Origin of the sequence: Mycobacterium canetti CIPT 140010059 (genome assembly GCF_000253375.1) — a bacterium.
GTDB lineage: Bacteria > Actinomycetota > Actinomycetes > Mycobacteriales > Mycobacteriaceae > Mycobacterium > Mycobacterium tuberculosis.
The window spans coordinates 4,015,784-4,037,615 of the sequence record NC_015848.1; the positions used below are offsets into that span (position 1 = coordinate 4,015,784).

The following is a 21,832-nucleotide window of genomic DNA, read 5'->3' on the forward strand; positions in this document are numbered from 1 at the left end:
ACATGCCTGACGATCAGCCGGCGGTTCCCGACGTCGATCGGCTGGCCCGGTTGATGCTACTGCTGCACGGTGATCATCACGATCACAACGATTCCCCCGAGCAACACCGCACATGTGGATCCTGGTCGAAGTCAAGGGATTTCGCTGACGACCCGCAGCGTGCTGCCGCGGTGCGCGAAGCCAGCCGCGCCGAACGCGACCGTTATCTGACCTCAGGCCTGCAGCCGGTGGATTGCCGGTGCTGCCATGTCACGGTGACCGTAAAGAGGCTGGGGCCAGGTCATACCGCTGTGCAATGGAACACCGAGGCGTCGCGGCGCTGCGCGTACTTCACCGAGCTGCGGGCGCGCGGCGGGGATTCCGCACGCACCAGGGCCTGTCCCCGGCTGGCCGACAGCATCGAACACGCAGTGGCCGAGGGCTACTTGGAGCACCACGATCCAAACCGATAACGTCGCACACCCGCTTGCCGCGGGATACGGTGCCGCATCCGGCACGGTGCCACCGAGGCGTACGGTTTGTGACGGCGGTTCCGGGACTGAGCTTCCTATGAAGCCTCTCCGGTGTGGGCGAGTCGATCGAGGCGCACCAGAGCATCGTGTTCGCCGCCCTGGCGGTCAGTCACTGATTGAACACCAAACAGGTTGGAGCATCAAGAAATTCGTTCAAACACTACGTCGCTACCGCACCGTGACCATCCGCGCCGGCAACCACACCCTCCGTGCGGGACCTTCAGGGCCCGATGCAAGAGCACCGGCCTGTTGGATGGGGATGCGACTCGTAGGCGATGCCCTGTCCATTCACTCGAGATCCATTCACTCGAGGTCGGCTTCGCCCGGCCCACCCCGCATCTCACAAACGAGGGTTTACTGTGACCTTATTGTCGCGCAAAAAGAAAGGCCCGATTCTGAATATTGGGCAGCCAGCCAAATCCGCGGCAATCCTCCTTGTAGAGCAGCTTGAAACCGAGTTCAGAAGCTTTTGATTCGAGATCAGCGTCGGTGATACCCCATTGCCAGATGTCTGGTATATCGCGCCACGGCTTGTCATGATCCGGGTGCTTCTTATCGAGTTTCTCAAAGAGATCTCTATAAGCCTTGTTAAGTTTGCTGTGCGGGACGTTGCGAAAGTAGTGCTTTTCACCCAGATCCAACAATCTAACTGTAGTTGTTGAACCTGTCCATTGTTGATTATAAATCAGCAAACAACGTACATTCTTTGCGTACATATCCAGGATAGTGTCCCAATCAGGCGACACTTGGTGCAGCAGCACATCGAATAGGAAGAGGGCGTCGACATTACCGACTTTATCGGCAATCTCCTCGTCTCCGAAGTTCCCTTCAATAACGCGAAGTTGCGGATATGACTTTGCACGGGCCGCGACTGTTGGAGTTATGCGGCCATCGACCAATACTGCCTCTTTTACCGGGTACTTATCCAGGGCGCGAAATGTATAGGCGCCTTCCACTCCCCAAACGGCACCGAGATCCGCGAACGACTCTATGCGACATGATGTGAAAGCCCGATCTATCAGGTTGATTTTGCCTCTAACGAGCCAATAGCCACCCTGTCGTAACCGGTCCAACATCATTTCACCTCAAATACGTGTGTTCAACTGGCGTCTCGCTGGATGGTAGATCACCGCTAGCTGGTCCAGTATGCCGCCTGCCATGAGCTTGGGACCAGTGTGATCTGCTTTGTGCCAGGGGGAGGACGGGACCACCTTGATTGCCAGTCACGGGACCACGGCGCGCCGCGTCGGTGGTCTTTTCGCTTATTCGTGCGATCGTCGTGACAGCTCAAGTCACGGGAGGCGGCGGGCATGGCTTTTCGGGAGGTCAGTATGAACAAGATCAGGGAAGTGCTGCGGGTCTGGCTGGGGGTGGCCGGGTTGCCGGCCCCGGGGTGCCGCACGATCGCCGCGCATTGCGGTATGGACCGCAAGACGGTGCGGCGCTACGTGGAGGCCCGCGCAGGCAGCCGGTCTGCGCCGCGACGACGATGTCAGCGCTATCGATGACGGGTTGATCGGGGCGGTCGCCGACGCGGTGCGTCCGGCCCGGCCGGATGGTCATGGTGCGGCGTGGGAGCAACTGCTGGGGGTAGCGAACTGTTCACTACCCCCTGGCAATCAGGTGGTCCCGTCTCCCTGGCAAGCGACAGCTCGGGCAATCCACCTGGTAATCAAACAATTTCGGGCGGCTGGCGAGTTGTCGCGCTGAGGCGGGCAAATTGCGTATCTGCTCGACCAATGCGACGCGGCTGGCCAAACAGCACACCGAATCACAGCCCGGCGAACCGCTCTTTGACCATTTCGACCGTGAGCCCGTAGTCAGCCAACGAATAGGAATGCTTTGGGGCCCGGGCACCGCTCTGGCTCTCGGCGTGGACGGTTGTCATTGCCTGTCGAGCCTCGTCGGACAGCGTCAACCCGAAGTGCCGGTAGATATCTGCCACCGTACCCAGCGGATCGGCAATCAAGTCGTGGTAGTCCACGTCGTAGAACTGGGCCGAATCATATTTGGCCCGTGCGGCATTGAACCGCTCCAGCCCACGCGACCAGGTGTCCATCGCGTCCGCACCGATCTGGGCGCCCACAAACTTCGTCGACCACCCTTCTGTGGTGTGCTGCGCCAGCGAGCACATCGACGCCATGATCGTCTCCACCGGCCGGTGAGTCTGCACCACCAGGGCATCGGGATAGGTCGCCATCAGCGCATCCAGGGCAAATAGATGACTCGGATTCTTTAGTACCCAACGCTTTTCGGCATCGTTGAGCCCAATCAGCTGCAGGTTGCGGCGGTGCCGGCAATACGACGGCGTCCAGTCCTGGCGTGACAACCAGTCGGCATAGCTGGGTACATGCGCCAGCGCCTCGTACGACACCGAATGCAGCGACTGCCGCAACAGCTGCCAACACTCCTCCAACTCGTAGGCCGCCATGAAATGCAAGCCGGTGTATCCCGGATTCTCGGCATGATGCTGGGTGAACTGTGCATCGAGCTGACGATACAACGGGTTTGACTCCCAGGTCTCGCGCGGGGGGCGCGGCTGCGGGTACTCGGCCAGCCACATGTGCAGGCCTTGGTGGGCCGGGTCGGCGCCCAGCAGCCGGTGCAGCGCAGTGGTTCCGGTGCGCACCAACCCGGTGACGAAGATAGGCCGTTTGATGGCAACGTCGACGTGCTCCGGATACTGCTTCCACGCGGACTGGGACAGCAGCCTGGCCACCAGCGCACCGCGCAGGAAGAACCGGTTCATCTTGCTGCCCAACACGGTGAGGCCGGCTTCGCCCTGGTAAGCGTCCAGCAACACACCCAGCGCCTCACGGTAGTTGTCGTCGTCGGTGCCAAAATCGTCGAGACCCACCAGTTTGGTAGCCGATGCGTGCAGTTCGTCGACGGTGGCCACATCTTTCCGATCGGGACGCCGAGTCATTACGTGTGGTACTCCCCGCAATTGACGTCCAGGGTCTGCCCGGTGATGCCGCTGGCCAGGTCGCTGGCCAGGAAAAGAATCGCTGAGGCCACCTCGTCTTCGGTTGGCAGCCGTTTGAGATCGGAGTTTGCCGCGGTCGCCTGATAGATCTGATCCACGGTAGTGCCGTATTTGCCGGCCTGATGGTCGAAATAGCTTTTCAGCGTGTCACCCCAGATATAGCCGGGTGCAACGGAATTGACGCGAATTCCCTGCTCGCCCAGTTCCGTGGCCAGCGAATGCGACATAGCTAGCAGTACGGACTTGGCCATCTTGTAGGCGCCGTATTTCGGCTGCGAGTGCCGGATCACCATGGAGTTGACGTTGACGATCGCGCCGTGAGACTGCGCCAGCGCGGGCGTAAACGCCTGGATGAGTCGTAGCGTCCCCAGCGCGCTGAGCTCTATCGCGTCACGGATGTGCTCAAATGTGGTGCCGGCCAATGGTTTCATCGATGGCACCCGGAACGCGTTGTTGATCAGCACGTCGGCCTTGCCGTACGCCGCCAGCGTGGCCTGCACAAGGTTGCTTACGTCGTCGTCGTCGGTGATGTCGGTGCGCACCGCCACCGCCCGTCGCCCGGTGTCGATGATCTGCTTGGCGACGTCGTCGAGACGCTCCGCGCTGCGCGCAGCCAGCACCAGATCGGCGCCGTCTCGCGCACATCGGTGCGCCAGCGTCGTGCCCAGCCCCGGTCCGACGCCACTGACGACGATCACCTTGCGCTTGAGCATCCCGGTCATCCCAGCATCCTGGTCGCGATTTGCCGTTGACGCAACGCAATTCGCGCCCGCCAATCATCCTCGGAAATCTTGTTGTGCTGGTAATGCGGCAGTGCCGCCGGGATGGCGTCGAAGTCGACCAGTTCGACGGTGGGCCCATCGGCCTCGGTGAGCTCACGGGATACCCGCTGCCAGCGGAACTGCAGAAAGCCGCGCCGATGGCCGAGCGTTTCCACCCAGTTGGTCACACCCGGATTCTGCTCGGCGACCACGATGCGCACCTTGCCATCCGGGTCCGCTTGGGCCTGGCTGGCATTCAACGAGGTCTGATGATTGATATAGTCCAGCGAGATGTACCACATGCTGCCCAACTGAAACCCTAAGTAGGGGGCGTCGCTCACCGGCACCGTGATCACCAGCGCTTGACCCGGCCGCAGCTCGAAATGACCGGCCGACGAGTATTGGGTGGCCAGGCCACCGGGAGTCAACCGAGGCGCCACCATGGTGTTAACCGGGATATTGAGGTAGAACCACTGGGGAAACTGTAACCAGGTTTTCACCCGGTTCACAAGCTGGGATCCCGCTGTGGCATAACGCTTTTCCATGAGCTCGCGAGTCAGCGGCGGCGGCGCGGTGCCGACGGTGTCCAGCCTGGCGATGGCCAGCGTGCCGCGCTGTTGTGACCAATCGCCGTACACCTCACGGATCACTAATTGCCCGGGAGCGCTGGGCCGCAACCGCCATTCGAAGCTGCCGTCCGCGGCGATGTCGAGCTCACGGTCGTCGAACGCGGCCTGGCTGGCCGGCACGTTATAGTCGGTGTACTCGCCGCCGAGCAGCTGAAAGCTCAGGTCGGTGGTGGTGCCGCGCCGTCCGCTGACCACGTAGTCGCGGTTGGCCTGCAGCCGGGTGCCGAAGTAGAGGGTGTCGGGGTTGTCCAGGCCCATCTTCGTGAACGGCCCTGTTCCGGACTGCAGGAACGGGTGGTCACGCTCGTAGTCGAAGGCCAGGTGCATGCAGCCCGCGATGCAGCCGGCCAGGTATTGCAGCCCTTCGAGCAGGTCGGCTTCAGTCTCGATGTGCGGGGCGGCGGCTACCAGCTGCTCGGCTTCTGCGATCGCCTCGCGCAGCGGGTCGGAGTACACGACTTCGACACTAGAACGTGTTCCTGTTTTGCGTCAATGGCGAACATCTGCCCCCGTCATTTACGGCAATTGAAGACAAAGCCCGCTCGCTTCCAGAGCCCTGCGCACGAGCTACCCATTATTGATCTAGCTTATTGTTGCGTTATACGACAGTCTGAGCAGTATATTGTCCGCTATATGTGTATTCGTAGCGGCGTGGATTGACGCGAGGCTGGTCGAGACCCGGTCCGTGAGATGCGCCGGAAAGGGTGTCGCGATGCGGAACTCTACTGACCGTCCAGCGGCGGCTAACGAAGTCTGCATCCGCGACAGCCACCCAATGACGCGCCTGCCGTTGCGATCTCAGCACTGACGGCAGCCCGGCCTATCCGCGACCAGCTAGGGAAAGGCATTCGCAGATGTTCATGGATTTCGCGATGCTTCCGCCGGAAGTCAACTCGACACGGATGTATAGCGGGCCGGGAGCGGGCTCGTTGTGGGCCGCCGCCGCCGCCTGGGATCAGGTGTCGGCGGAATTGCAGTCGGCGGCGGAGACCTACCGCTCGGTGATCGCCAGCCTCACCGGCTGGCAATGGCTGGGTCCATCGTCTGTGAGGATGGGTGCGGCGGTCACCCCGTATGTTGAGTGGCTGACCACCACCGCCGCGCAGGCAAGGCAGACGGCCACCCAGATCACCGCGGCCGCGACCGGATTTGAGCAGGCGTTCGCCATGACGGTGCCGCCACCGGCAATCATGGCCAACCGTGCACAGGTGCTATCGCTGATAGCGACCAACTTTTTCGGCCAGAACACCGCGGCGATTGCGGCCCTGGAGACCCAGTACGCCGAGATGTGGGAACAGGACGCCACCGCCATGTACGACTACGCGGCCACCTCGGCGGCAGCGCGGACTTTGACACCATTTACCTCCCCGCAGCAAGACACCAACTCAGCCGGTCTGCCGGCGCAAAGCGCCGAAGTCAGCCGCGCGACCGCCAACGCCGGCGCCGCCGACGGCAACTGGCTGGGAAACCTCCTGGAAGAAATCGGAATACTGCTGCTGCCGATCGCGCCCGAGCTGACACCCTTTTTCCTGGAGGCGGGCGAAATCGTCAATGCGATACCTTTCCCGAGCATCGTCGGGGACGAGTTCTGTTTGCTCGACGGCCTACTGGCTTGGTACGCAACGATCGGCTCGATCAACAACATCAATTCGATGGGTACCGGCATCATTGGGGCCGAGAAGAATTTGGGGATCTTGCCCGAGCTAGGGAGCGCGGCTGCGGCGGCCGCTCCCCCACCAGCCGACATCGCCCCGGCGTTCCTCGCGCCGCTGACCAGCATGGCCAAGTCACTATCGGACGGAGCACTACGCGGCCCGGGCGAAGTTTCGGCCGCGATGCGCGGCGCGGGTACCATCGGGCAAATGTCGGTGCCGCCCGCCTGGAAGGCGCCCGCGGTCACCACCGTCAGGGCGTTCGATGCCACCCCAATGACCACACTGCCCGGCGGCGACGCCCCCGCCGCTGGAGTGCCTGGACTGCCCGGGATGCCAGCCTCGGGGGCCGGACGGGCTGGCGTGGTGCCCCGATACGGCGTACGGCTGACCGTGATGACACGTCCACTCTCGGGCGGGTGACATCAGTGCGTGATGGCGGCGCACCTTGACCGTCGCGCATTGCGCTTCCAACACCAACGAACTGGGACTGCAGTAGTAGCGCAACCGCGCTTGGAGCGGGTCCCCACCGGTTATGGCATTCGATACCGCACCAAAGCGAAATCAGTTCCCGAACCCCGACCGCTGGTTCTCGCTGTTGAAGCCGCCCGAGTTGTGGACGCCCGAGTTGAAGAATCCGGAGTTTAAGACGCCCGAGTTTGCGATACCCACCGTTTGGGCGCCGGTGTTTCCGAAACCCGCCGCGATGACGGTGCCGACCGCGTTTTGCAGGCCCGAGTTGTTGCTGCCCCCGTTCTGGAACCCCGAGCTGCCAACGCCCGTGTTGAAAAAGCCCGAGTTGTTCGTGCCGGCGTTGCCGAAACCCGAGTTCGGGCCGGGGCCGGTGCCGACGGCGCCGAACCCGGTATTGAGCGAACCCGCGTTGAAGGCGCCGGTGTTAGTGAGGCCCGAGTTTGACCAGCCGGTATTTCTGACGCCGGCGTTGAAATCACCGGTATTGCCTTGTCCGGAATTGAAGTTGCCCGTGTTGATGCTGCCCGCGTTGAAGCTGCCCGCATTCAACTGGCCCGAGTTCCCGAAGCCGAGGTTTATTGCGCCGCCGTTTCCGAAACCGGTATTCACGCCCCCGGCGTTTCCCATGCCCGTGTTGAGCGAACCCGAGTTCCCGAAACCGGTGTTATGGCCCGCCACGAACGGGCCCACGGTGGCCCCCGAGTTTCCGATGCCCACATTCGCGTCGCTGGAGTTGCCGATACCCAGGTTGCCGTTGCCGGAGTTGAAGAAACCGACGTTGTTGGTGCCCGAGTTGAACAAGCCGATGTTTCCGCTGCCCGAGTTCAGCCCACCGATGCCCACCTGGTTGTTGCCGGTGAGCCCGAAGCCGATGTTGCCGTTGCCGGTGTTGCCGAAACCGATGTTGCCAATGCCGTTGTTGCCGAAGCCCCAGTTGCTGCTGCCGGTGTTCCCGGCGCCGATGTTGCCGCTGCCGGCGTTTCCGGTGCCGACGTTGTTGTTGCCGGTATTCCCGAACCCGACGTTGGAGTTGCCGGTATTGCCGCTGCCCAGGTTGCTGTTGCCGAGGTTCCCGTTGCCGACGTTCCCGCTGCCTGGAAGTCCCGCCCTCCCGTTGCCGCTGCCGAAGTTGCCGTTGCCGAAGTTGCCGCCGCCCACGTTGGAGTTGCCGATGTTGCCGCTGCCCAGGTTCGCGTCACCCCGGTTCCCGCTGCCCAGGTTGGTGTTACCGATGTTGCCGTTGCCGGTGTTCAGGTCGCCGGTGTTGCCGCCGCCCAGGTTGGCGTTGCCGATATTGCCGATACCCAGGTTCGGCAGCTGCTGCAGCGCCTGCTGAAAGGGCACCAACTGCTCGGCCGCCGCCGAGGCCCCGGAGTGGTAGCCCACCATCGCGGCCACATCCGCGGCCCACATCTGTTCGTAGGCGCCCTCAACGGCCGCAATCAGCGGTGCATTCAACCCGAACCAATTCGACATCACCAACTGCGCAAACGCACTGCGGTTGGCCGCCACCACCAAAGGGTGCACCGTCGCCGCCCGTGCCGCCTCAAACGCGCTGGCCACCGCTTTGGCCTGGGCCGCCGCCCCCGCGGCCCGGGCCGCCGCAGCGCTCAACCATCCCGCATACGGTGCCGCCGCCGCCGCCATCGCCGCCGCCGCCGGCCCCTGCCACGCCTGACTTGCCAAGCTCGAGGTCACCGACCCAAACGAGGACGCCGCAGACCCCAACTCTGCGGCCAGCCCGTCCCAGGCCACCGCCGCCGCCAACATCGGCGCCGAACCTGCACCTGTGAACATCCGCAACGAATTAAGCTCCGGCGGCAATACCGCATAGTTCATGACCCCGTCCCTTCCCGACCTGACAATCAGTCAAGACCGTAGGACAAACCGGGTCGGACCATCTGCGTTTCCGTGAAATCCGCGAACCAGCGGTGTCGTCAATGCGTTACGGCCGCACCGCTATCCAGCTCGCGTTTGATTTCCAGCGCGATGTCGATGAGCTGGTCTTCCTGGCCACCGATGAGTTTGCGCTGACCGGCCCGGTGCAACAGCGCCGACGCCGGCACGCCGTAGCGCTCGGCCTGGCGGACCGCATGCTTGAGGAAGCTGGAGTAGACCCCGGAATACCCCATGATCAACGCGTTGCGGTCAAGCAGACATTCGGCCGGCATGGCCGGGCGCACCACGTCCTCGGCGGCGTCGGCAATGTCGAAGAAATCAATGCCGGTCTTGACGCCGATCTTGTCGAACACCCCGATCAGCGCCTCGACCGGCGCGTTACCCGCCCCGGCGCCGAAACGCCGGCAGGACCCGTCGATCTGCTTGGCGCCCGCGCGCACCGCCGCCACCGAGTTGGCCACGCCCAGGCCGAGGTTCTCGTGCCCGTGGAAGCCCACTTGGGCGTCTTCGCCGAGCTCGGCGACCAGGGCCGACACCCGGTCGGCCACGCCGTCGAGCACCAGGGCACCGGCGGAGTCGACGACGTAGACACACTGGCAGCCGGCGTCGGCCATGATGCGGGCCTGCGCGGCCAGCTTCTCCGGTGCAATGGTGTGGGCCATCATCAAAAACCCGACGGTTTCCAGACCCAGTTCGCGGGCCAGGCCGAAATGCTGAATCGACACGTCGGCCTCGGTGCAATGGGTAGCGATCCGGCAGATGGACCCGCCATTGTCCTGCGCCTCTTTGATGTCGTCCTTGGTGCCCACCCCGGGCAGCATCAAAAACGCGATCCTGGCCTCATTGGCGGTCTGTGCGGCCAGCTTGATCAGTTCCTGCTCGGGGGTCTTGGAAAAGCCGTAGTTGAACGAGGAGCCCCCCAGGCCGTCCCCGTGGGTCACCTCGATCACCGGCACCCCGGCCGCGTCCAGGGCGGCCACGATGGCGGCGACCTCGTCCTTGGTGAACTGGTGGCGTTTGTGGTGTGACCCATCCCGCAGCGAGGTGTCCGTGATGCGGACGTCCCTCATATCGGTCATCGCGCTCCTCCTACAACCAGCGTCTCCTTGGCGATCTCCTCGCCCACCTTGGTGGCCGCCGCGGTCATGATGTCCAGGTTGCCCGCATAGGGCGGCAGGTAATCCCCGGCGCCCTCAACCTCGACGAACGTGGTGACCAGCGCCTGCCCGCCCGAGTTGATCGACGGCTCGTCGAACTGCGGTTCGTTGAGCAGCCGGTATCCAGGCACGTAGGTCTGCACCTCTTTGACGACGTCGTGGATGGAGGCGGCGATCGCTTCGCGGTCGGCGTCGGTGGGGATGGCGCAAAAGATGGTGTCGCGCATGATCATCGGCGGGTCGGCGGGATTCAAGATGATGATCGCCTTGCCGCGGGCGGCCCCGCCGATGGTCTGGACCCCACGGGCGGTGGTCTTGGTGAACTCGTCGATGTTGGCGCGCGTGCCCGGTCCCGCTGAAACGGAAGCCACCGACGCCACGATCTCGGCGTAGGGCACCTCCACGATCCGAGACACCGCGTACACGATCGGAATGGTCGCCTGTCCCCCGCAGGTGATCATGTTGACGTTCGGCGCGTCCAGGTGCTCACGCAGGTTCGCCGGCGGGATCACCGCCGGACCCACCGCCGCCGGCGTCAGGTCGATGGCCCGGATCCCGGCCTCGGCGTACTTGGGCGCCGCGTCCCGGTGCACGTAGGCACTGGTTGCCTCGAACACCAGGTCGGGTTTATCGGGCTGCGCCAGCAGCCAGTCCACCCCCTCGTGGGTGGTCTCCAAACCCAGCTTGGCCGCGCGCGCCAGGCCATCGCTCTCCGGGTCGATGCCCACCATCCAGCGCGGCTCCAGCCACTCCGATCGCAGCAGCTTGTACAGCAGATCGGTGCTGATATTTCCCGACCCGACAATCGCCACTTTTGCCTTGGACGGCATGTTGCTCCCCTTATTCGAACGACAACCGGACCAAACCCAGCCCGGTGAAGTCGGCGACAAACTCGTCGCCGGCCCGCGCCTCGACCGCGAACGTGCATGACCCGGGTAACACGATGTCGCCTTTGCGCAGCCGCACGCCGAAACTCTCGACCTTGCCGGCCAGCCAAGCCACCGCGGTCGCCGGGTTACCCAACACCGCATCACTGCGGCCCTCGGCCACCACCTCGCCGTTGCGGGTCAGCTTCGCATCGATCGCCCTGACGTCAAGATCGGCCGGCGGCACCCGGGCCGCGCCCAACACGAAGCCCGCCGCCGAGGCGTTGTCGGCGATGGTGTCGCAGATCTTGATCTGCCAATCCTTGATCCTGGTGTCGATCAGCTCGATGGCGGGCACCAGGGCCTCGGTGGCCGCCAGCACGTCGTCCTCGGTGCAGCCCGCACCCGGTAGGTCGGCGGCCAGGATGAAGCCCACCTCCACCTCAACCCGCGGAGACAGGTACCGGGACGCCTGGACCGGCGTGTCTTCGAACACCTGCATGTCGTCGAGCAGGTGTCCGTAGTCTGGTTCGTCAACCCCCATCATCTGCTGCATGATCGGCGACGACAGCCCGACCTTATGACCCACCACGCGGGCACCCTCGGCCACCCGCTGCCGGATGTTGATCAACTGGATCTCGTAGGCGTCGACGACATCGATCTCGGGATGGGCGGCGGTCAGTTGACCGATCGGGTCGCGGCTTCGCTCGGCTTGTGCTAGGTCGGCGGCCAGCTCATCACGGGTGGCATCACGGAGCATTCGGCGAAGTCCCCTCGTAGGCGTGACCGGGCCAGTAGCGCCCGACCCGAGCAATTCTATAACGTGTTCTACATGACTGTGCAGGAGTTCGACGTCGTGGTGGTCGGCAGCGGCGCCGCCGGCATGGTTGCTGCGCTGGTCGCCGCTCACCGAGGTCTCTCGACGGTAGTCGTCGAGAAGGCCCCGCACTACGGCGGCTCCACCGCACGCTCGGGCGGCGGCGTCTGGATCCCCAACAACGAGGTCCTCAAGCGCCGCGGCGTTCGAGATACACCGGAGGCGGCACGCACCTATCTGCACGGCATCGTCGGCGAAATCGTCGAGCCGGAACGCATCGATGCTTACCTCGACCGCGGGCCCGAGATGCTGTCGTTCGTGCTGAAGCACACGCCGCTGAAGATGTGCTGGGTACCCGGCTACTCCGACTACTACCCCGAGGCTCCGGGCGGCCGCCCGGGCGGACGTTCGATCGAGCCGAAACCGTTCAACGCGCGCAAGCTTGGTGCCGACATGGCCGGGCTGGAGCCCGCGTATGGCAAGGTTCCGCTCAATGTGGTTGTGATGCAGCAGGACTACGTTCGCCTCAATCAGCTCAAACGTCACCCCCGTGGCGTGCTGCGCAGCATGAAGGTCGGCGCCCGCACGATGTGGGCGAAGGCAACAGGTAAGAACCTGGTCGGCATGGGTCGAGCCCTCATTGGGCCGTTGCGGATCGGGTTGCAGCGCGCCGGAGTGCCGGTCGAACTCAACACCGCCTTCACCGATCTTTTCGTCGAAAATGGCGTCGTGTCCGGGGTATACGTCCGCGATTCCCACGAGGCGGAATCCGCTGAGCCGCAGCTGATCCGGGCTCGCCGCGGCGTGATCCTGGCCTGTGGTGGTTTCGAGCATAACGAGCAGATGCGAATCAAGTACCAGCGGGCACCCATCACCACCGAGTGGACCGTGGGCGCCAGCGCCAATACCGGTGACGGCATTCTCGCCGCCGAAAAGCTCGGCGCAGCACTGGATCTGATGGATGACGCTTGGTGGGGCCCGACGGTACCGCTGGTCGGCAAACCATGGTTCGCGCTCTCGGAGCGCAACTCTCCCGGTTCGATCATCGTCAACATGTCAGGCAAGCGATTCATGAACGAATCGATGCCATACGTCGAAGCCTGTCATCATATGTACGGCGGCGAACACGGCCAGGGGCCCGGACCGGGCGAGAACATTCCGGCGTGGCTGGTGTTCGACCAGCGATACCGGGACCGCTACATCTTCGCGGGACTACAACCAGGGCAACGCATTCCGAGCAGGTGGCTGGATTCCGGCGTCATCGTCCAGGCCGATACCCTTGCGGAGCTGGCCGGCAAGGCCGGTCTACCCGCGGACGAACTCACTGCCACCGTCCAGCGTTTCAACGCATTCGCCCGGTCCGGTGTCGACGAGGACTACCACCGCGGGGAAAGTGCCTACGATCGCTACTACGGCGACCCGACCAACAAGCCCAATCCGAACCTCGGCGAGGTCGGCCACCCGCCCTATTATGGCGCCAAGATGGTTCCGGGCGACCTGGGGACCAAGGGCGGTATCCGCACCGATGTCAACGGACGTGCTCTGCGGGACGACGGCAGCATCATCGACGGCCTTTACGCTGCAGGCAATGTCAGTGCCCCAGTGATGGGACACACCTACCCTGGTCCGGGCGGCACGATAGGCCCGGCGATGACGTTCGGGTACCTGGCGGCGCTGCACATTGCCGATCAGGCGGGAAAGCGCTGATATGCCCATCGACTTGGACGTCGCGCTGGGTGCACAGCTACCGCCCGTCGAATTCTCTTGGACCAGTACCGATGTGCAGCTCTACCAGCTGGGACTGGGCGCCGGCTCTGATCCGATGAACCCCCGTGAGCTGAGTTATCTGGCGGACGATACACCGCAGGTGTTGCCGACGTTCGGCAACGTCGCGGCCACCTTCCACCTCACCACACCACCGACCGTCCAGTTTCCGGGCATCGATATCGAGCTCAGCAAGGTGCTGCACGCCAGCGAGCGAGTCGAGGTTCCCGCCCCGCTGCCGCCGTCGGGTTCGGCCAGGGCGGTCACCCGGTTCACCGACATCTGGGACAAGGGCAAAGCCGCGGTAATCTGCAGCGAAACGACGGCGACCACACCGGACGGCTTGCTGCTGTGGACGCAGAAGCGGTCGATCTATGCCCGTGGCGAAGGCGGATTCGGCGGCAAGCGCGGGCCGTCGGGATCAGATGTCGCGCCGGAGCGGGCGCCCGATCTGCAGGTCGCGATGCCGATTCTGCCGCAGCAAGCGCTGCTCTACCGGCTCTGCGGCGACCGCAACCCGCTGCACTCGGATCCCGAATTCGCCGCTGCCGCAGGCTTTCCCCGGCCTATTCTGCATGGCCTGTGCACCTATGGGATGACCTGCAAGGCGATCGTCGATGCATTGCTGGACTCCGATGCGACGGCCGTGGCCGGCTACGGCGCACGCTTTGCTGGCGTGGCGTACCCGGGCGAGACGCTCACGGTCAACGTGTGGAAGGACGGCCGCCGCCTGGTGGCCAGTGTCGTCGCACCCACCCGTGACAACGCTGTGGTGCTCAGCGGAGTGGAGCTGGTGCCGGCATAGCGGTGCGGTCGGCGCTAAAGGTTTGGTGAGACTGCGGATTTCGCCGAAGTCGACATGACATTGCTGCTATGGTCTGCGGTGACGGGGCCGTCGCAGTGGTGGCGCGGCGGTTGGGCCGAGCCGGCGGGATGTTGTCATGGCGGATTTCTTGACGTTGTCACCAGAGGTGAATTCGGCCCGGATGTACGCGGGTGGGGGGCCCGGGTCGCTATCGGCGGCCGCGGCGGCCTGGGATGAGTTGGCCGCCGAACTGTGGTTGGCGGCGGCCTCGTTCGAGTCGGTGTGCTCCGGCCTGGCGGACCGTTGGTGGCAAGGGCCGTCGTCTCGGATGATGGCGGCGCTGGCCGCCCGCCATACGGGGTGGCTGGCCGCGGCGGCCACCCAGGCAGAGGGAGCAGCCAGCCAGGCTCAGACGATGGCGCTGGCCTATGAAGCGGCGTTCGCCGCAACCGTGCACCCGGCGCTGGTCGCGGCGAACCGCACCCTCGTGGCCTGGTTGGCGGGGTCGAATGTGTTCGGGCAGAACACCCCGGCGATTGCGGCCGCCGAGGCCATCTACGAGCAGATGTGGGCTCAGGATGTTGTCGCGATGTTGAACTACCATGCGGTGGCCTCGGCGGTCGGGGCGCGGTTGCGGCCGTGGCAGCAGTTGCTACATGAGCTGCCCAGGCGGTTGGGCGGCGAACACTCCGACAGCACAAACACGGAACTCGCTAACCCGAGTTCAACGACGACACGCATTACCGTCCCCGGCGCATCTCCGGTGCATGCAGCGACGTTACTGCCGTTCATCGGAAGGCTACTGGCGGCGCGTTATGCCGAGCTGAACACCGCGATCGGCACGAACTGGTTTCCGGGCACCACGCCAGAAGTGGTGAGCTATCCGGCCACCATCGGGGTCCTTAGCGGCTCTCTTGGCGCCGTCGATGCCAACCAGTCCATCGCTATCGGTCAGCAGATGTTGCACAACGAGATCCTGGCCGCCACGGCCTCCGGTCAGCCGGTGACGGTGGCCGGACTGTCGATGGGCAGCATGGTCATCGACCGCGAACTTGCCTATCTGGCCACCGACCCCAACGCGCCACCCTCGAGCGCGCTCACATTCGTCGAGCTCGCCGGCCCGGAACGCGGTCTTGCCCAGACCTACCTGCCCGTTGGCACCACCATTCCAATCGCGGGGTACACCGTGGGGAATGCGCCCGAGAGCCAGTACAACACCAGCGTGGTTTATAGCCAGTACGATATCTGGGCCGATCCGCCCGACCGTCCGTGGAACCTGTTGGCCGGCGCCAACGCACTGATGGGCGCGGCTTACTTTCACGATCTGACCGCCTACGCCGCACCACAACAGGGGATAGAGATCGCCGCTGTCACGAGTTCACTGGGCGGAACCACGACAACGTACATGATTCCGTCGCCCACGCTGCCGTTGCTGTTGCCACTGAAGCAGATCGGTGTCCCAGACTGGATCGTCGGCGGGCTGAACAACGTGCTGAAGCCGCTCGTCGACGCGGGCTACTCACAGTACGCCCCCACCGCCGGCCCTTATTTCAGCCACGGCAACCTGGTGTGGTAGTTAACCCAGGATCAGCCCGGACGTAGGCACCCCGGTGCCCGCGGTGACGAGCACATGCTCGACGCCCGCCACCGGGTTCACCGAGGTGCCGCGCAGCTGCCGCACCCCCTCCGCGATGCCGTTCATGCCATGGATGTAGGCTTCGCCGAGTTGACCGCCGTGGGTGTTGATGGGCAGCCGCCCGCCCACCTCGATCGCGCCGTCGGCGATGAAGTCTTTCGCTTCGCCCTTGCCGCAGAATCCCAACTCCTCCAACTGAATCAGGGTAAACGGCGTGAAGTGGTCGTAGAGGACTGCGGTCTGGACATCGGCCGGCGTCAGCCCCGACTGCGCCCATAGCTGCCGGCCCACCAGGCCCATCTCGGGCAGGCCGTCGAGTTCCGGCCGGTAGTAGCTGACCATCGTGTACTGGTCTGGACTGCAGCCCTGCGCAGCCGCCTCAATGACCACCGGGCGCTGCTTGAGGTCCCGTGCGCGCGCAGCTGACGTCACCACGATCGCGACCGCGCCGTCGGTCTCCTGGCAGCAGTCCAGCAGCCGCAGCGGCTCGGCGATCCACCTCGAATTCTGGTGGTCCTCAATGGTTATCGGCTTGCCGTAGAAGTACGCCTTGGGGTTGTTGGCGGCATGCTTGCGGTCGGCCACCGAGACAGCACCGAAGTCCCGGCTGGTCGCACCAGACAGGTGCATGTACCGGCGAGCGATCATCGCCACTTGCGCGGCGGGCGTGGAGAGCCCGTGCGGATACGAAAACGAATTGTCCACCCCGGTGGAGTCGGCATTCTCGGTCAAACGAGTTTGCACCTGACCGAACCGCATGCCGGATCGTTCGTTGAATGCCCGATACGCCACCACGACGTCAGCCACCCCGGTGGCCACTGCCATAGCGGCGTGCTGCACGGTCGCACATGCGGCGCCACCGCCGTAGTGGATCTTGGAGAAGAACGTCAGCTCGCCGATGCCGGCCGCACGCGCCACGGCGATTTCGGTGTTGGTGTCCATCGTGAACGTGGTCAGCCCGTCGACATCGGTCGGGCTCAGGCCCGCATCGGCCAACGCATCCAACACCGCCTCGGCCGCCAGCCGCAGCTCACTTCGACCGGAGTTCTTCGAAAAGTCGGTGGCGCCGATACCGACGATGGCCGCCTGACCCGATAACACTACGAATCCCTCATCGAAAGTTCCACCGTCGCGGTCACGTGGTCGCCAAGGGTATTGCGGCCCACCACCTTTACCGTGATCAAGCCGTCGTTCACCGCGGTCACCTCACCGGAGAACGTCACCGTGTCGTAGGCGTACCACGGCACCCCCAGCCGCAGCCCAATCGACTTGATCAGCGCCGACGGGCCCGCCCAGTCGGTGACGTAGCGTTGCACCAGCCCGGTGTCGGTGAGGATGTTGACGAAAATGTCTTTCGACCCCTGGGCGACGGCCTTGTCTCGATCATGATGCACATCCTGGAAGTCCCTGGTAGCCAGCGCCGTTGAGACGATGAACGTCGGGTCTCCGTAGAGCTTCAGCTCAGGCAGCACAGCACCAACAACCGTCATTCGTCAGGCTCCCACGCGTAGAGGCTCCAGTCGGGGAAATCGATATAGGTCGCTCGTACCGGCATACCGATCGCAACACGAGCCGGATCGGCCCCCCGCAGCTCGCCCAGCATGCGTACCCCTTCCTCGAGCTCCACCAGCGCGATCACGAAGGGCACCGTGCGACCCGGAACTTTCGGCGCGTGATGCACCACGAAGCTGAACACCGTGCCGCGACCGCTGGAGACGACGTAGTTGATCGGCACCGATTTGTCTTGCCACACCGCCGGCACCGGTGGGTGCCGCAGGCTGCCATCGGCAAGCCGCTGGATCCGCAATTCGTGGGCCTTGACTCCATCCCAGAAAAACGCGGTGTCCCGCGACGACGAGGGACGCATCATAGCGTCGGGATCCAAATCCTCAGGCACCGAGCTCGGAGAACCCGCGGGCTTGAATTTGAGGATGCGCCAATTCATCTCTGCGACGTCCTCGTCCCCGACTTGCCATACGATGTGCTGGTTGATGAACCAGCCCTCGCCGAGCGCGGTTTGCTTGGGTCCGACGACGTCACCGAGCTCGGCGCTGATGCTGACTTGCTCCCCGGGCAATAGGTAGCGGTGGTAGGTCTGCTCGCAGTTGGTGGCAACCACACCGATGTAGCCGGCGTCGTCGAACAGCTTGATGATGGGTCCCAGCGGATCGTCCTTCGGACGCACTCCGCCCAGACCCATCATGGTCCACACCTGAATCATGGCCGGTGGCGCGACGATTCCGGGGTGGCCGGCGGCGCGAGCCGCCGCGTCGTCCACATAGATGGGGTTGCGGTCGCCGATGGCCTCCACCCAGTTGTTGATCATCGGCTGGTTCACCGGGTCACGGGCCAGGCGCGGCTTGCTGGGCCCGGCCGCCTTGATCTGGGCAACCGCTTCCTGAATGTCGCTCACCCCGGTCACCTGGGCACCCTTGGCACTTTGAGGCCAGACGCGGCGATCATCTCGCGCATGACTTCGTTCACACCCCCGCCGAAGGTGATCACCAGGTTGCGCTTGGTCTGGGCGTCCAGCCAGCGCAGTAGCTCGGCGGTGTCGGGTTCGGCGGGGTTGCCGTACTTGCCAACGATTTCCTCGGCGAGCCGGCCGGCACGCTGAACACGCTCGGTGCCAAAGACTTTCGTGGCCGCGGCATCGGCCATGTTGATGTCCTCACCGGCGGACGCTACCTGCCAGTTGAGCAACTCGTTGATCCGCCAGATCGCACGAATCTCACCAAGAGCCCGCTTGACGTCGTCGTGGTCGATCGGCGTCACCCCGTTGCCGCCCGGCACGGACGCCCACGCGTGCACCCGGTCGTAGATGCTGGCGAACCGCCCAGCCGGGCCGAGCATTACCCGTTCGTTGTTGAGTTGAGTGGTGATCAGCCGCCAGCCGTCGTTCTCCTTTCCGACCAGCATGTCGACCGGCACGCGCACGTCGTTGTAGTACGTGGCATTGGTGTGGTGGGCGCCGTCGGCCAAGATGATCGGCGTCCAGGAATAGCCGGGATCCTTGGTGTCGACGATCAGAATGGAAATGCCTTTGTGCTTAGCGGCATTCGGGTCGGTGCGGCAGGCCAGCCAGATGTAGTCGGCGTCGTGTGCGCCGGTGGTGAAGACCTTCTGGCCGTTGACGATGTAGTGGTCGCCGTCGCGAACGGCGGTGGTGCGCAACGACGCCAGGTCGGTGCCGGCTTCCGGCTCGGTGTAGCCGATCGCGAAGTGCGCCTCACCGGCCAGGATCGCCGGCAGGAACTTCTTCTTCTGCAGCTCGCTGCCGTGCGCCTGCAGCGTGGGGCCGACGGTCTGCAGCGTCACCGCGGGCAGCGGCACGTCGGCGCGATGGGCCTCGTTGACGAAGATCTGCTGCTCGATCGGACCAAAACCCAGACCGCCGAACTCTTTCGGCCACCCAACACCGAGCCTGCCGTCCCGGCCCATGCGCCGTATCACCGCACGGTAGGCCGGGCCGTGCCGGTCTTTCTCCATCTCCGTGCGCTCGTCGGGCGAGATGAGATTCGAAAAGTATTGCCGTATCTCGGCTTGCAGCTGGCGCTGCTCCGGCGTCAGGTCAATGAACATCGCGCTCCCAGGAGCTCAAGGCGATGCGAGGGCCCGCCCAGCAGCCGGGTGAGGTCCTTGATCGTGGAGTAGTAGCGGTGCATCGGATACGTGACGTCCATCCCCATGCCGCCGTGCAGGTGATGGCAGATTTGCATCGCCGGCGGCGCCTGCGATGTCACCCAGTACCCGAGGACGCCCAGATCATCTCCCGCATCCAGATCCTCGGCCAGTCTCCAGATCACCGACTTGGCCACCAGGTCAATGGTGCGCGAGGCGATGTAAACCTCGGCGAGCTGCGCGGCCACGGTCTGGAAGGTTGACAGCGGCTTACCGAACTGCTTCCGGTTCGCCACGTAGTCGGCGGTCAGCCGCAGCGCCCCGGCGACCAGCCCGTCGGCGTATGCACCCATGACGGCCAGCGCTAGCTGATTGACCCGGTGCGCGGCTACATCCGCCAGGATGTCACAGTCGGCAACCGCCACGCCGTCCATCGTCATCACATACTCGTCTGAACCATTCGATGTGGGCGTACGAACCATGCGCACACCGTCGGCCGTCGGCGACACCACCACGACGGCGTTGTCGGCGGTCACCAACATCCAGTCCGCCTGTTCGGCGTAGCCAACACCGACTTTGGTGCCCGACAACCGCCCACCCACAAAGCTAGTGGCAGGCCGATCCGGCAGCGCCGCCCCGGGCTCGTTGAGCGCGGCGGTCAGTACTCCTCCCTTGGCCACCCCGGCCAGGAAGCGGTCCTGTTGCTCGGCGGATGCCAGCTCGAGCAGCGGCACCACCCCAAGACCCAGCGTTGCCAGCGCCGGCGTGACGGCGCCGTGGCGACCCACCTCGGTGAGCAGCGCGCCGACTTCGAACAGGCCCACGCCGTCGCCGCCGAGACGTTCCGGCACCGGCAGCGCCGTCACACCACCGCAGACCAGCGCCTCCCACGAGATGTCCCGCTCCAACACCGACGTGACCACGTCGGCGACGGCTTGCTGTTCCGCAGTGGGATCGAAATCCATTAGTGAGCAACCGGGCATCTACCGGTGTAGTCGACCTGCCAGTGCTTAATGCCGTTGAGCCAGCCGGACCGCAGCCGCTCGGGCGCCGAGATCGGCTTGAGGTCGGGCATGTGGTCGGCTACGGCGTTAAAGATTAGGTTGATCGTCATCCGGGCCAGATTCGCACCGATGCAGTAATGAGCGCCGGTGCCGCCGAAGCCGACGTGCGGGTTGGGGCTGCGCAGGATGTTAAATGTGAACGGATCCTGGAAAACCTCTTCGTCGAAGTTAGCCGACCGGTAGAACATCACCACCCGCTGACCCTTCTTAATCTGTACGCCGGACAACTCGTAGTCCCGCAGCGCGGTGCGCTGAAAAGCGGTGACCGGGGTTGCCCAGCGCACGATCTCATCGGCCGCGGTCTCCGGACGCACTTTCTTGTACAGCTCCCACTGGTCGGGGTGTTCAGCGAACGCCATCATGCCCTGGGTGATGGAGTTGCGGGTGGTCTCGTTACCGGCCACCGCCAGCATCACCACGAAGAAGCCGAACTCGTCGTCGGAGAGCTTCTCGCCGTCGATATCGGCTTGGATCAACTGAGTCACGATGTCGTCGGCGGGGTTCTTCGCCTTCTCCTCGGCCATCTTCATCGCATAGCCGATCAGCTCCGCCGAGGACGCCTTCGGATCGATGTGGGCGTATTCCGGATCCTCGTTGCCGGTCATCTCGTTTGACCAGTGGAACAGCTTGCCGCGGTCCTCCTGCGGCACGCCCAGCAAGCCCGCGATCGCCTGCAATGGCAGCTCACAGGAAACCTGCTCGACAAAGTCTCCAGAACCCGCGGCGGCCGCCTCCGCGGCGATCTTCTGGGCGCGCTCCTGGAGCTCGTCATGCAGGCGTCCGACCGCACGTGGCGTGAAGCCGCGAGAGATGATCTTGCGCAGCCGGGTGTGGTGCGGCGCGTCCATGTTGAGCATGACGAAGCGCTGAACCTCGATGTCCTCACGCGCGATGTCGTTCTTGAATCGCGGGATCACCCCGTTTTCGTAGCTGGAGAACACGTCGCTATGCCGCGATATCTCTTTGACGTCGTTGAGTTTGGTGATCGCCCAGAAACCGCCGTCGTGAAAGCCGCCGCCCTTGCCAGGATCCTGCCCGTTCCACCAGATCGGCGCCGCGGACCGCAGCTCGGCGAATTCGGCAACCGGCAGCCGTTCGGCGTAGATTGCGGGGTCGGTGAAATCGAACCCGGGCGGCAGATTGGGGCTGGGCACGGTAGTTCTCCTTACTGCAATCTCCACTGACTGGT

20 protein-coding genes and 1 pseudogene are annotated in these 21,832 nt (G+C 64.2%); 7 read left to right on the forward strand and 14 right to left on the reverse strand.

Annotated elements, in window-relative coordinates; genetic code table 11:
- Window positions 1–2: 2 nt before the first annotated feature.
- Together MCAN_RS18575 and MCAN_RS22865 are read left to right on the forward strand one after the other, a co-directional pair.
- A complete protein-coding gene (locus MCAN_RS18575; RefSeq protein ID WP_014001789.1) occupies window positions 3–452 on the forward strand; it encodes a hypothetical protein in 450 nt (149 codons plus the stop codon).
- 119 nt (window positions 453–571) lie between these two features.
- Window positions 572–744, forward strand: a pseudogene (locus MCAN_RS22865) (IS1634 family transposase); the annotation flags it as partial.
- A gap of 133 nt (window positions 745–877) precedes the next feature.
- On the opposite strand, the gene MCAN_RS18580 reads toward MCAN_RS22865, so the two are convergent.
- Window positions 878–1,591 (reverse strand): class I SAM-dependent methyltransferase, encoded by a 714-nt coding sequence (locus MCAN_RS18580; protein WP_014001790.1) that lies wholly within the window; start codon window positions 1,589–1,591, stop codon window positions 878–880.
- A 252-nt stretch (window positions 1,592–1,843) separates the two neighbouring features.
- Here MCAN_RS18580 and MCAN_RS18585 point away from each other — a divergent pair, with 252 nt between their 5' ends.
- The gene (locus MCAN_RS18585; RefSeq protein ID WP_230870866.1) at window positions 1,844–2,020 is read left to right on the forward strand and encodes a hypothetical protein; all 177 of its coding nucleotides are present in this window, start codon (window positions 1,844–1,846) and stop codon (window positions 2,018–2,020) included.
- Between the two features lie 263 nt (window positions 2,021–2,283).
- On the opposite strand, the gene MCAN_RS18590 is transcribed toward MCAN_RS18585, so the two are convergent.
- Genes MCAN_RS18590 through MCAN_RS18600 form a run of 3 tightly spaced genes read right to left on the reverse strand, consistent with a single transcriptional unit; the run spans window position 2,284 to window position 5,344 of the window.
- A complete protein-coding gene (locus MCAN_RS18590) occupies window positions 2,284–3,438 on the reverse strand; it encodes a TLR2-mediated response inhibitor (RefSeq protein WP_003419222.1) in 1,155 nt (384 codons plus the stop codon).
- Window positions 3,438–4,220, reverse strand: coding sequence for an SDR family oxidoreductase (locus MCAN_RS18595; RefSeq protein ID WP_014001791.1), 783 nt, complete (start codon window positions 4,218–4,220; stop codon window positions 3,438–3,440). The genes MCAN_RS18590 and MCAN_RS18595 overlap by 1 nt, the downstream gene beginning before the upstream one ends.
- Window positions 4,217–5,344, reverse strand: coding sequence for a hypothetical protein (locus MCAN_RS18600; protein WP_003900087.1), 1,128 nt, complete (start codon window positions 5,342–5,344; stop codon window positions 4,217–4,219). The genes MCAN_RS18595 and MCAN_RS18600 overlap by 4 nt, the downstream gene beginning before the upstream one ends.
- Window positions 5,345–5,742: 398 nt before the next feature.
- Between MCAN_RS18600 and MCAN_RS18605 the strand changes: the two genes are divergently transcribed.
- The gene (locus tag MCAN_RS18605) at window positions 5,743–6,963 is read left to right on the forward strand and encodes a PPE family protein (RefSeq protein WP_003419226.1); all 1,221 of its coding nucleotides are present in this window, start codon (window positions 5,743–5,745) and stop codon (window positions 6,961–6,963) included.
- Window positions 6,964–7,104: 141 nt separating this feature from the next.
- On the opposite strand, the gene MCAN_RS18610 is transcribed toward MCAN_RS18605, so the two are convergent.
- The 4 genes from MCAN_RS18610 to MCAN_RS18625 form a co-directional block, all read right to left on the reverse strand.
- Entirely contained in the window at window positions 7,105–8,853 is a 1,749-nt protein-coding gene (locus tag MCAN_RS18610) for a PPE family protein (protein WP_014001792.1), read from the reverse strand.
- A gap of 98 nt (window positions 8,854–8,951) precedes the next feature.
- A complete protein-coding gene (gene dmpG, locus MCAN_RS18615; RefSeq protein WP_014001793.1) occupies window positions 8,952–9,992 on the reverse strand; it encodes a 4-hydroxy-2-oxovalerate aldolase in 1,041 nt (346 codons plus the stop codon).
- A complete protein-coding gene (locus MCAN_RS18620) occupies window positions 9,989–10,900 on the reverse strand; it encodes an acetaldehyde dehydrogenase (acetylating) (RefSeq protein WP_003419251.1) in 912 nt (303 codons plus the stop codon). The genes dmpG and MCAN_RS18620 overlap by 4 nt, the downstream gene beginning before the upstream one ends.
- Before the next feature lie 10 nt (window positions 10,901–10,910).
- Window positions 10,911–11,696: a 2-keto-4-pentenoate hydratase gene (locus tag MCAN_RS18625; protein WP_003419252.1), complete on the reverse strand. Its 786-nt coding sequence runs from the start codon at window positions 11,694–11,696 to the stop codon at window positions 10,911–10,913.
- 72 nt (window positions 11,697–11,768) lie between these two features.
- Here MCAN_RS18625 and kstD point away from each other — a divergent pair, with 72 nt between their 5' ends.
- From kstD to MCAN_RS18640, 3 genes are all read left to right on the forward strand, one after another.
- Window positions 11,769–13,460: a 3-oxosteroid 1-dehydrogenase gene (kstD, locus tag MCAN_RS18630; RefSeq protein WP_014001794.1), complete on the forward strand. Its 1,692-nt coding sequence runs from the start codon at window positions 11,769–11,771 to the stop codon at window positions 13,458–13,460.
- Window position 13,461: 1 nt separating this feature from the next.
- Window positions 13,462–14,322, forward strand: coding sequence for a dehydrogenase (locus tag MCAN_RS18635; protein ID WP_003419285.1), 861 nt, complete (start codon window positions 13,462–13,464; stop codon window positions 14,320–14,322).
- 136 nt (window positions 14,323–14,458) lie between these two features.
- A complete protein-coding gene (locus MCAN_RS18640; RefSeq protein ID WP_014001795.1) occupies window positions 14,459–15,898 on the forward strand; it encodes a PPE family protein in 1,440 nt (479 codons plus the stop codon).
- On the opposite strand, the gene MCAN_RS18645 is transcribed toward MCAN_RS18640, so the two are convergent.
- Genes MCAN_RS18645 through cyp125 form a run of 6 tightly spaced genes read right to left on the reverse strand, consistent with a single transcriptional unit; the run spans window position 15,899 to window position 21,797 of the window.
- On the reverse strand, window positions 15,899–17,059 hold the full coding sequence (locus MCAN_RS18645; protein ID WP_003419287.1) for a lipid-transfer protein: 1,161 nt from the start codon (window positions 17,057–17,059) through the stop codon (window positions 15,899–15,901).
- Window positions 17,059–17,448: a 3-oxo-23,24-bisnorchol-4,17(20)-dien-22-oyl-CoA hydratase subunit beta ChsH1 gene (chsH1, locus tag MCAN_RS18650; RefSeq protein ID WP_003419290.1), complete on the reverse strand. Its 390-nt coding sequence runs from the start codon at window positions 17,446–17,448 to the stop codon at window positions 17,059–17,061. Before chsH1 ends, MCAN_RS18645 begins: the two co-directional genes overlap by 1 nt.
- Window positions 17,445–18,380, reverse strand: coding sequence for a 3-oxo-23,24-bisnorchol-4,17(20)-dien-22-oyl-CoA hydratase subunit alpha ChsH2 (chsH2, locus tag MCAN_RS18655; protein WP_014001796.1), 936 nt, complete (start codon window positions 18,378–18,380; stop codon window positions 17,445–17,447). Before chsH2 ends, chsH1 begins: the two co-directional genes overlap by 4 nt.
- A complete protein-coding gene (fadE29, locus tag MCAN_RS18660) occupies window positions 18,377–19,540 on the reverse strand; it encodes an acyl-CoA dehydrogenase FadE29 (RefSeq protein ID WP_003419296.1) in 1,164 nt (387 codons plus the stop codon). The genes chsH2 and fadE29 overlap by 4 nt, the downstream gene beginning before the upstream one ends.
- Window positions 19,525–20,544, reverse strand: a complete 1,020-nt coding sequence (gene fadE28, locus MCAN_RS18665; RefSeq protein ID WP_003419299.1) for an acyl-CoA dehydrogenase FadE28 — start codon at window positions 20,542–20,544, stop codon at window positions 19,525–19,527. Before fadE28 ends, fadE29 begins: the two co-directional genes overlap by 16 nt.
- A complete protein-coding gene (cyp125, locus tag MCAN_RS18670) occupies window positions 20,544–21,797 on the reverse strand; it encodes a steroid C26-monooxygenase Cyp125 (RefSeq protein WP_041180163.1) in 1,254 nt (417 codons plus the stop codon). The genes fadE28 and cyp125 overlap by 1 nt, the downstream gene beginning before the upstream one ends.
- Window positions 21,798–21,832 lie beyond the last annotated feature (35 nt).